The 8981-nt window shown below is 40.7% G+C and carries 13 protein-coding genes and 1 tRNA gene; 11 read left to right on the top strand and 3 right to left on the bottom strand.

Features of this window, described 5'->3' with window-relative positions; all coding sequences use genetic code 11:
* The first annotated feature begins 97 nt into the window (after positions 1-97).
* The gene (gene mgsR / locus RAC86_RS30710; protein WP_003230147.1) at positions 98-478 is read left to right on the top strand and encodes a transcriptional regulator MgsR; all 381 of its coding nucleotides are present in this window, start codon (positions 98-100) and stop codon (positions 476-478) included.
* 66 nt (positions 479-544) lie between these two features.
* Here the strand turns inward: mgsR and RAC86_RS30705 are convergent.
* A tRNA-Gln gene (locus RAC86_RS30705) sits at positions 545-615 on the bottom strand.
* An 86-nt stretch (positions 616-701) separates the two neighbouring features.
* Between RAC86_RS30705 and rsbRD the strand changes: the two genes are divergently transcribed.
* Complete coding sequence (gene rsbRD, locus RAC86_RS30700) at positions 702-1538, top strand: RsbT co-antagonist protein RsbRD (RefSeq protein WP_003230149.1); 837 nt, start codon at positions 702-704, stop codon at positions 1536-1538.
* Positions 1539-1590: 52 nt separating this feature from the next.
* On the opposite strand, the gene RAC86_RS30695 is transcribed toward rsbRD, so the two are convergent.
* The gene (locus RAC86_RS30695; RefSeq protein ID WP_029726716.1) at positions 1591-2919 is read right to left on the bottom strand and encodes a hemolysin family protein; all 1329 of its coding nucleotides are present in this window, start codon (positions 2917-2919) and stop codon (positions 1591-1593) included.
* A 142-nt stretch (positions 2920-3061) separates the two neighbouring features.
* Here RAC86_RS30695 and corA point away from each other — a divergent pair, with 142 nt between their 5' ends.
* The 9 genes from corA to RAC86_RS30650 all read left to right on the top strand — a co-directional run bounded on the left by corA (position 3062) and on the right by RAC86_RS30650 (position 8617).
* The gene (gene corA / locus RAC86_RS30690) at positions 3062-4015 is read left to right on the top strand and encodes a magnesium transporter CorA (protein WP_004399136.1); all 954 of its coding nucleotides are present in this window, start codon (positions 3062-3064) and stop codon (positions 4013-4015) included.
* A 410-nt stretch (positions 4016-4425) separates the two neighbouring features.
* Complete coding sequence (gene comGA / locus RAC86_RS30685; protein WP_015714258.1) at positions 4426-5496, top strand: competence protein ComGA; 1071 nt, start codon at positions 4426-4428, stop codon at positions 5494-5496.
* Positions 5483-6520, top strand: coding sequence for a comG operon protein ComGB (gene comGB, locus RAC86_RS30680; protein WP_072175548.1), 1038 nt, complete (start codon positions 5483-5485; stop codon positions 6518-6520). The genes comGA and comGB overlap by 14 nt, the downstream gene beginning before the upstream one ends.
* Positions 6521-6533: 13 nt before the next feature.
* Entirely contained in the window at positions 6534-6830 is a 297-nt protein-coding gene (comGC, locus tag RAC86_RS30675; protein ID WP_029726719.1) for a comG operon protein ComGC, read from the top strand.
* Positions 6820-7251: a comG operon protein ComGD gene (gene comGD / locus RAC86_RS30670; protein WP_029726720.1), complete on the top strand. Its 432-nt coding sequence runs from the start codon at positions 6820-6822 to the stop codon at positions 7249-7251. Before comGC ends, comGD begins: the two co-directional genes overlap by 11 nt.
* The gene (gene comGE / locus RAC86_RS30665; RefSeq protein ID WP_014480255.1) at positions 7235-7582 is read left to right on the top strand and encodes a ComG operon protein 5; all 348 of its coding nucleotides are present in this window, start codon (positions 7235-7237) and stop codon (positions 7580-7582) included. Before comGD ends, comGE begins: the two co-directional genes overlap by 17 nt.
* A gap of 25 nt (positions 7583-7607) precedes the next feature.
* Complete coding sequence (gene comGF, locus RAC86_RS30660) at positions 7608-7991, top strand: competence type IV pilus minor pilin ComGF (RefSeq protein ID WP_029726721.1); 384 nt, start codon at positions 7608-7610, stop codon at positions 7989-7991.
* Positions 7992-8366, top strand: a complete 375-nt coding sequence (gene comGG / locus RAC86_RS30655) for a competence type IV pilus minor pilin ComGG (protein ID WP_029726722.1) — start codon at positions 7992-7994, stop codon at positions 8364-8366.
* Between the two features lie 71 nt (positions 8367-8437).
* The gene (locus RAC86_RS30650; RefSeq protein WP_029726723.1) at positions 8438-8617 is read left to right on the top strand and encodes a YqzE family protein; all 180 of its coding nucleotides are present in this window, start codon (positions 8438-8440) and stop codon (positions 8615-8617) included.
* Positions 8618-8658: 41 nt separating this feature from the next.
* Here RAC86_RS30650 and RAC86_RS30645 read toward each other — a convergent pair whose 3' ends face one another.
* Complete coding sequence (locus RAC86_RS30645) at positions 8659-8979, bottom strand: YqzG/YhdC family protein (protein ID WP_377886368.1); 321 nt, start codon at positions 8977-8979, stop codon at positions 8659-8661.
* Positions 8980-8981: the final 2 nt, after the last annotated feature.

Genomic DNA, 8981 nt, shown 5'->3' with positions numbered 1-8981 from the left:
AAAAATAATCCGAAAAAAGTTCTGTAAATGGTTTAAATGAAAAATGATCCGGGTAGTTATTCTACAAAGAGATGGTTAACTGAGGAGGAAAAAACGAATGGAACAACAATTAACTTTTTACTCATATCCAAGCTGCACGTCATGCCGAAAAACAAAACATTGGCTTAAAGCACATCAAATTGAATTTAACGAACGGCACTTATTCAGAGAAACCCCGACAAGAGAAGAATTAAAGTACATTTTATCGTTAACGACAGAAGGAATTGATGAAATTTTGGCGACAAGAAGCCAGACTTTCAAAAATTTAAATTTAAACATTGAAGAAATGACGGTAAATGAGGTGCTGGAACTTTTAATCGAGAAGCCGAAGCTTTTGCGACGCCCGATTCTAGTAGACAACAAAAAGCTGGTGATTGGTTATAACCCGGGAGAACTGTTGAAGTTATCGAAGAAGAAAACGGTTCATCAATCTGCATGATGAAAAACCGAAGATCCGCTGATTTATTCGAATCAGCTTGTCTTCGGTTTTTCACCTGTTCAGAAACTGGGCTAGCTGGATTCGAACCAACGATCACGGAGTCAAAGTCCATTGCCTTACCGCTTGGCTATAGCCCATTGAATCTAAACATAGTATGTGTAAAGGCAGACGCGTTATACATATATAGCGTACATTTTTCAAAAACAGGAGGTAGCTCATTAAGATGATAGCTCTTGATCAGCACTTAACAGAGCACAAAGAAGATATCACGCAACAATGGCTGAAAGTTTGTACATCAACAGGCAGCTGGCTGTATTCAGCGAAAGATCAGCAAAAACTAGAACAAAAGTTAAAAGACCAGCATGAATTATTGGTGACCATCGTAGCAAAATCCCTTAGAAAAGAAGACGTAGAGGATGAGCTCAACCGGTGGTCTCTTCAATGCGCCAGAGACCGTGCCGTTCATGAAGTGACGGTTACACAAAGTGTCGGCCAGTTTAACACTTTCAGGCACATCATGTTTGAATGGATTCATAAATTCAGCGAAGCTTCTTCTCAAGACATCAGCATTCAGGAATTTTATGAGTGGAGCCGGATCTTGAATCAAAACATTGATGAGATCATCGAAGTGTTTACGGAAGAATATCACCAGGTGACCATGATACAATTAAACGCGCAAAAAGAAATGATTAATGAATTGAGTGCGCCGATTATGCCGATTACTGATGGAATTGGGATTCTTCCGCTTGTCGGTGAAATTGATACGCACAGAGCGAGGACGATTTTGGAGTCTGTGCTGGAGCAGTGCTCAGCGTTAAAGCTCTCGTATTTATTTTTAGATATTTCGGGCGTTCCTATCGTTGATACCATGGTAGCCTATCAAATTTTTAAAGTGATTGACAGCACCAAATTGCTCGGCATTGAGACGATTATTTCAGGAATCAGGCCGGAAATTGCCCAAACTGTCGTGAAGCTGGGTCTGGATTTTTCGAATGTGAAAACCGAGCAAAGTCTTGCTAAAGCCCTGGCCAATAAAGGGTTTAAAATAAAAGAGTGTTGATGCCTTTGCCATGTTTATCTTGAAAGATAGCAGCTGAACAGCCTTTCACGGGCTATTCAGCTTTTTTTACTTCTATAAATAAAATGTGATGGCTGTTGATGTCTTTTACCTTAAAAGAGTAGCCATCATATTCTATGGTACTTTCAGGCTCAGCGTCTATGTTTTGTGTCAAAAACCAGCCGCCCAAGGTGTCTACTTCAGCGTCTGATAAATCAGTTCCAAGCAGGCTGTTAACATCGCTGATTAATAATTTTGCATTTAACAAGTAATGATCCTTTCCAAGTTCGCGGATATGAGGCACTTCATCCGCATCAAATTCATCACGGATTTCTCCTACAATTTCCTCGATAATATCTTCGACAGTGACCAAACCGGACGTCCCGCCATATTCATCGATGAGGATCGCCATATGAGTGCGTTCCTTTTGCATTTTCAGCAGTAGTTTATAAATAGGAATCGTCTCAATGACATGGATAACGGGCTGTACGAAAGGTTCAATTTGATGCTTCTTGATTGAAAAATCTTTCGTCAGCATGGAAAACAGCACTTCTTTCATATTAATCACGCCAATAACGTTATCTTTATCCTCTCTTACAACTGGGTACCGTGTATATTTTGTTTGCTTGACTGTTTCCTGAAGATTTGAAATGGAGTCTTCATCTAGTGATAAACTAACCATTTCATTTCGCGGCACCATAATTTCCTTTGCCATTCGTTTATCAAAGGTGAAGATATTATTCATGTACTTTAATTCACTTTTTCTAATCTCGCCGCTTTTATAGCTTTCAGCCAATAGGACCCGAAGTTCTTCCTCTGTATATGCCAGCTCGTGCTCTGATGCCGGCTTCAGTCCAAACACTCCTGTAATCAATCGGGCAGAGTGGTTCAACAGCCAAATGAATGGAAACATGATCTTATAAAACCAAATAAGCGGTTTAGCGAACAACAAGGTAATGCTTTCTGCTTTTTGAATGGCGAAACTCTTTGGAGCCAGCTCCCCAATAACGACATTTAAATACGTAACCACTAAAAATGCGATGACGAGTGAAAGCAGGTGGGTAAGCGATTCATTTAAGCCTGCTTTATGAAAAAGCGGTCGAAGCAGAGTTTGCACAGTCGGTTCCCCAAGCCATCCCAGTCCTAAAGCTGCGACTGTGATGCCCAGCTGACAGGCTGATAAATATTCATCAAGGTGAGTGATGACATGCTTTGCCGCTTTAGAACCTTTCTTTCCTTTTGCGACAAGCTGATCAATTTTGGATCGCCGCACTTTTACGATTGAAAATTCTACGGCAACAAAAAATCCTGTTAACAAAATGAGAATAGCGACTGCTAGTAAATTGATAAATTCCAAAACAACTGCCTTCTCCAAGGAAGGCATGCACCTCCCTTTTCCGATGTCTTTCTACATTCCATACCACCTGAAAATGCTCATAAAACATGTGTTGAAGCGGCAGACTGGTTTAGTGACGCGGTTATTGGGCAATTAAAGAATAAAGAACAAAAGTTTGGAGGATCTTGACATGAAGGCACATACAGGAAAGGATTGGTTTTGGTACCAAATGGGGCCTCAAGAAAGAAGTAAGGCAAGAGATCTAATCCATTTTTCTCACTGGCCTCAGTGTGAAAAGTGGTTTGAAAATAACCATCACGTTAATTTTTTGCGAGTAGATACAACTGAAACGGAAAATGAAGCGGTATTTGGGTCGATTGTTTATGATCAGGGGCTTGGTGAAGAAAAAGACCATACTGTTTTTCACTTTTATATCACCAGACAATATTTTTTCACAATCAATTTTGACTTTTCGATTTTGAGAGAGATTAAAGGCAAAGAAGTTGTCCGGCAAATGGAAAGAGCGGACAATGCGATAGAGGGGTTTTTAATTCTTCTCGGCGAACTAATGAATGCGTATTTAATCGGTGTTGATGAATTTGAAGTAAAGCTGAGAAAGCTCAGATGGCAAATTAAAGACGACAATAGCAAAAGCATTCTAAACCGCGTCCATCTCCTGCGCCATGAACTGATGATTTGGAAAAATTTAATATTAAGCGCCAAAAAAATTGAAATGGCGTTGAAAGAAACCTTTTTACCTCAAAATGAAGGGAAAAAGGATTATCAGCGGACACAACTGAAAATTGACAGGGGATTTACATACATCAGCGAATTTGAAGGGGAGCTTAACAATCTGCTGCATTCAGAGGAAGTCATTACCTCACACAGGGGGAATGAAATTGTAAAAGCACTGACCATTTTCACGACGCTTTTTACGCCGATTACAGCTCTGGGTGCCTTATGGGGGATGAACTTTTCAGTGATGCCGGAACTGAATTGGAAATACGGATATCTCTTTTCTCTCTTATTGATTGTCACATCTACAGTCCTGATCTATCTCTATTTGAGGAAAAAAGGCTGGACGGGAGATATGCTGCAGGAGCGGAAGAAGAAAAAGAAACCTCGAAAAAGGCGGACTCTATAGGATGTTTCATATTTTGTGCAGCGTGCCCCGCTTTTTCACCAGACATATCAGGGTGACCGGATACGATGTCAAGGGGCTTATGACAGAGCATTAAATCCGCAGTTTATCGATTCTTGAAAATGACCAAATGACCGGTAATGTTGCATTAGGCGACCTTTCCGTTGAGAAAGATACTGGTCAAAAAGCGAAAACAGCATAATGAAAATGGAATCAAGCAGGCATGGTGACCATGTCTGCTTTTTTATTATTGGGAAAATTATAATGAAAGGGGCACATTCAGTTGAAAGTTTTTTTTCTTGCCAGAAAGAATTGGTTTTTCAGCATATAACATCTCACAAAATCACGTTTTCCCTGTTTGATTACCTTTTCTTCTTTTTCTACAATATGCGTTGAAAGGAGAGGGAATCAAATTGGATTCAATAGAAAAGGTAAGCAAAAACTTGATTGAAGAGGCATATCTAACAAAGGCTTCTGATATTCACATTGTGCCGAGGGAGCGGGACGCTATCATTCATTTTCGGGTCGATCATGCCTTGCTGAAAAAAAGGGACATGAAAAAAGAAGAGTGCGTAAGACTGATTTCACATTTTAAATTTCTTTCAGCAATGGATATAGGTGAAAGGCGAAAGCCGCAAAACGGTTCGCTTACGTTAAAGCTGAAAGAGGGAAATGTTCATTTAAGAATGTCAACGCTGCCCACAATTAATGAAGAAAGCCTCGTGATCAGAGTGATGCCCCAATACAATATCCCTTCGATTGATAAATTGTCGCTATTTCCGAAGACAGGAGCCACATTACTCTCGTTTTTAAAACATTCCCATGGCATGCTCATTTTTACCGGGCCGACTGGTTCAGGGAAGACTACCACATTATACTCTCTCGTTCAATATGCAAAAAAACACTTTAATCGAAATATTGTCACATTAGAGGACCCTGTTGAAACAAGGGACGAAGATGTTCTCCAGGTTCAGGTGAATGAAAAAGCCGGTGTAACTTATTCCACAGGTCTGAAAGCAATTTTGCGCCATGATCCCGATATGATTATTTTAGGTGAGATCAGAGACGCGGAAACAGCTGAAATTGCGGTGCGGGCAGCGATGACGGGACATCTGGTACTGACGAGCCTTCATACGAGAGACGCAAAGGGCGCAATTTACAGACTGCTTGAATTCGGTATCAATATGAATGAAATCGAACAGACTGTCATTGCAATAGCGGCTCAGCGCTTGGTTGATTTGGCTTGCCCGTTTTGTGAAAACGGATGTTCATCAGTGTATTGCCGACAGTCACGAAATACCAGGAGAGCTAGCGTTTATGAGCTTCTATACGGGAAAAATCTTCAGCAATGTATCCAGGAGGCAAAAGGAAATCATGCAAATTACCAATATCAAACGCTTCGTCAAATTATCAGAAAAGGAATTGCACTCGGCTATTTAACGACAAACAACTATGACCGGTGGGTTTATCATGAAAAAGATTAGAAAAGTCTGGTCGTTAAAGGATCAAGCCAGGTTATTAAAGAGGCTCGGTGAAATGACTGCGGGGGGATATACGCTTCTGGATGGATTACGCCTGATGGAACTTCAGATGAATAAGAGGCAGGCGGCTGACTTGACTGATACGGTCACTTGTTTGAGGGAAGGGGCTCCGTTTTATCAAGTACTAAAGAGTTTGTCATTTCATAAGGAAGCCGTAGGTATTTGTTATTTTGCTGAAACACATGGTGAACTGCCTGCTTCCATGATCCAGAGCGGAGAGCTGCTGGAACGAAAAATTGCACAGGCAGACCAGCTGAAAAGAGTGCTGCGCTATCCGCTTTTCCTCATCTTTACGGTCGCTGTCATGTTTTATATGTTACAGTCCATCATCATTCCCCAGTTTTCCGGTATCTATCAATCGATGAATATGGAAACCTCACGTTCAACCGATATGCTTTTTGCTTTTTTTCAGCATATTGATCTTGTGATCATTTTGCTTGTTCTTTTTACAGCAGGTATCGGGATTTATTATTGGCTTGTGTTTAAGAAAAAATCACCTGCCCGGCAAATGCTGATTTGTATCAGGATTCCTTTGGTTGGAAAGCTTGTCAAGCTGTTTAACAGCTACTTTTTTTCTTTGCAGCTAAGCAGCCTTTTAAAATCAGGCCTCTCAATTTATGACAGCCTTAATGCATTTAAACATCAAACGTTTCTCCCTTTCTACCGCTGCGAGGCTGAACAATTGATTGAACGGCTAAAAGCCGGTGAGTCAATTGAATCCGCTATTTGTGGAAGCCCTTTTTATGAAACTGATTTATCAAAAGTCATATCTCACGGCCAGCTGAGCGGCCGATTGGATCGGGAGCTTTTCACATACAGCCAATTCATATTACAGCGGCTGGAACACAAAGCGCAAAAATGGACAGGCATCCTTCAGCCAATGATTTATGGATTTGTTGCAGCGATGATCTTACTTGTGTATTTATCTATGCTTGTGCCTATGTATCAGATGATGAATCAAATGTGAAAGGAAGAGGCTAATGAATGAGAAAGGATTTACACTTGTTGAAATGTTAATCGTGCTCTTTATTATTTCGATTTTGCTTTTAATTACGATACCGAACGTCACGAAACATAACCAAACCATTCAAAAAAAGGGCTGTGAAGGCTTACAAAACATGGTTAAGGCACAAATGACTGCATTTGAGCTTGATCATGAAGGACAAACTCCGAGCCTTGCCGATTTACAGTCAGAGGGCTATGTGAAAAACGATGCTGTCTGTCCAAATGGTAAGCGCATTATCATCACCGGCGGAGAAGTTAAGGTTGAACATTAAATTAAACGAGGAGGAGGGGTTTACCCTTTTAGAAAGTTTGCTTGTGTTAAGCCTTGCCTCTATCCTCCTGGTGGCCGTCTTCACTACACTTCCTCCTGCTTATGACAATACAGCTGTCCGACAGGCAGCAAGGCAGCTGAAAAATGATATTATGCTCACACAGCAGGTTGCTATTTCCCGTCAACAAAGAACAAAAATTTTCTTTCATAAAAAAGAATATCAATTAGTCATTGGTGATACGGTCATTGAACGTCCGTATGCAAGGGGACTTTCTATAGAACTGCTGACATTAAAAGACCGTTTGGAATTTAATGAGAAAGGGCACCCGAATGCAGGCGGAAAAATACGAGTAAATGGCCATGCCGTATATGATATAACAGTTTATCTAGGGAGCGGGAGAGTCAATGTGGAGAGAAAATAAAGGTTTTTCTACAATAGAAACAATGTCTGCGCTAAGCCTGTGGCTGTTTGTGCTGCTGACAGTCGTCCCCTTGTGGGACAAGCTGATAGCTGATGAAAAAATGGCGGAATCACGAGAAATCGGCTATCAGATGATGAATGAGAGCATTAGCAAATATGTCATGAGTGGTGAAGGAGCCGCGTCAAAAACAATTACAAAGAACAATCATATCTATGCAATGAAGTGGGAGGAGGAGGGCGAATATCAAAACGTATGTATCAAAGCCACAGCTTATAAAGAGAAATCATATTGCCTCAGCATCCTGCAGACAGAATGGCTATACGCTTCTTAACGTATTATTTTCGCTCTCAGTCTTTTTGCTCATATCAGGATCGTTAGCTGCGATTTTCCATCTGTTTTTGTCTCGACAGCAGGAACATGACGGTTTCACACAGCAAGAATGGATGATTTCGATAGAACAGATGATGAATGAATGCAAGGAGTCACAGGCAGTTAAGACAGCCGAGCATGGGAGCGTGTTAATCTGCACCAATCTTTCCGGGCAGGACATCCGTTTCGAAATTTATCATTCAATGATAAGAAAAAGAGTGGATGGTAAAGGGCATGTTCCGATTTTAGATCATATTACTGCCATGAAAGCTGATTTTGAAAATTGTGTTGTTTTGCTGAAAATTGAGAGTGAGGACCAAAAAGTGTATCAAACTGCTTTTCCAGTCTATTCGTATTTAGGAGGGGGGTGAATGTATTGTACAAGAGGGTTTATTTACCCAGCTGTTCTTTTTGTGTCAGCGCTTGTGCTGTTAATCGTGAACTTTGCTGCTGCTCAATATATTTCACGCTGCATGTTTGAGAAGGAAACAAAAGAGTTATACATAGGAGAGAATTTGCTTCAAAATGGGGTGCTTCTTTCGGTCCGGCATGTTCTAGAGGAACGGAAAGGCCAGGAGGGTACGGAGCAATTTCCATATGGACGGGTTTCTTATTACATTCATGATACATCGATAAAAGAACAAAAAGAAATCAACTTAAGAGTGTCAACGGAGTCGGGAACAGAAAGAACTGCACAGATCGTGTTTGATCAAAAACAGAAAAAACTGCTGAGATGGACAGAATAAAACAGTGTAAAGGGTATAAAAAAAGTCATGTGAGACAACACTTCATAATAATTGAATGATGAGGTGATCACGTGAAAACGAATGATTATGTTAAATATATGACGCAGCAATTTGTCAAATATATAGATACTCCGAGAGATGAGCGAAAAGAACGAAAAGAGGTGCGGAAAGAAACAAAAACGCCTGTTTCCCAGCAGTTGTTCGGTATTTTACCCTATGGCTTCAGACTTTGGCTGAAACGGAAAAAATAACCGCAAATAAACGAATAAGGTCCTTCAAAAAATGGAGGACCTTATTGATATTCTTCTAATATGGCGATTTTATTGACCTTTTGGCTATAAGGATCAAATGAAATCGTCACAAAAACGCCGAATTCTTTTGACCCTTCCCTCAGAGTTAAATGGTATTGCTTCACTGCTTCATCTTTTCTTTTACGGTCCCATACTTTTTGTTTGAACAGTACCTGTGCAAGCGGGTACCTTTTTTTTGCTTCTTTTACAGCAATCTCTTCCCATTTGGACATGTGGCGGGCGGTTACAAGAGGTGTTTCTTCTGCGTGAGCGGCTGTGGTGCCAAAGACGAGAAGAGATAGACAAATCACACATTGTTTGATCA

The organism is Bacillus sp. LR_5 (assembly GCF_042709275.1).
This window is presented reverse-complemented; position numbering and strand designations above follow the sequence as displayed.

Coding starts and splice junctions, on each gene's coding strand:
- comGE (WP_014480255.1), top strand. CDS start 7,235: ATGTGGAGAGAAAATAAAGGTTTTTCTACAATAGAAACAATGTCTGCG.
- comGC (WP_029726719.1), top strand. CDS start 6,534: ATGAATGAGAAAGGATTTACACTTGTTGAAATGTTAATCGTGCTCTTT.
- comGG (WP_029726722.1), top strand. CDS start 7,992: ATGTATTGTACAAGAGGGTTTATTTACCCAGCTGTTCTTTTTGTGTCA.
- RAC86_RS30695 (WP_029726716.1), bottom strand. CDS start 2,919: ATGCCTTCCTTGGAGAAGGCAGTTGTTTTGGAATTTATCAATTTACTA.
- rsbRD (WP_003230149.1), top strand. CDS start 702: ATGATAGCTCTTGATCAGCACTTAACAGAGCACAAAGAAGATATCACG.
- corA (WP_004399136.1), top strand. CDS start 3,062: ATGAAGGCACATACAGGAAAGGATTGGTTTTGGTACCAAATGGGGCCT.
- comGB (WP_072175548.1), top strand. CDS start 5,483: ATGAAAAAGATTAGAAAAGTCTGGTCGTTAAAGGATCAAGCCAGGTTA.
- mgsR (WP_003230147.1), top strand. CDS start 98: ATGGAACAACAATTAACTTTTTACTCATATCCAAGCTGCACGTCATGC.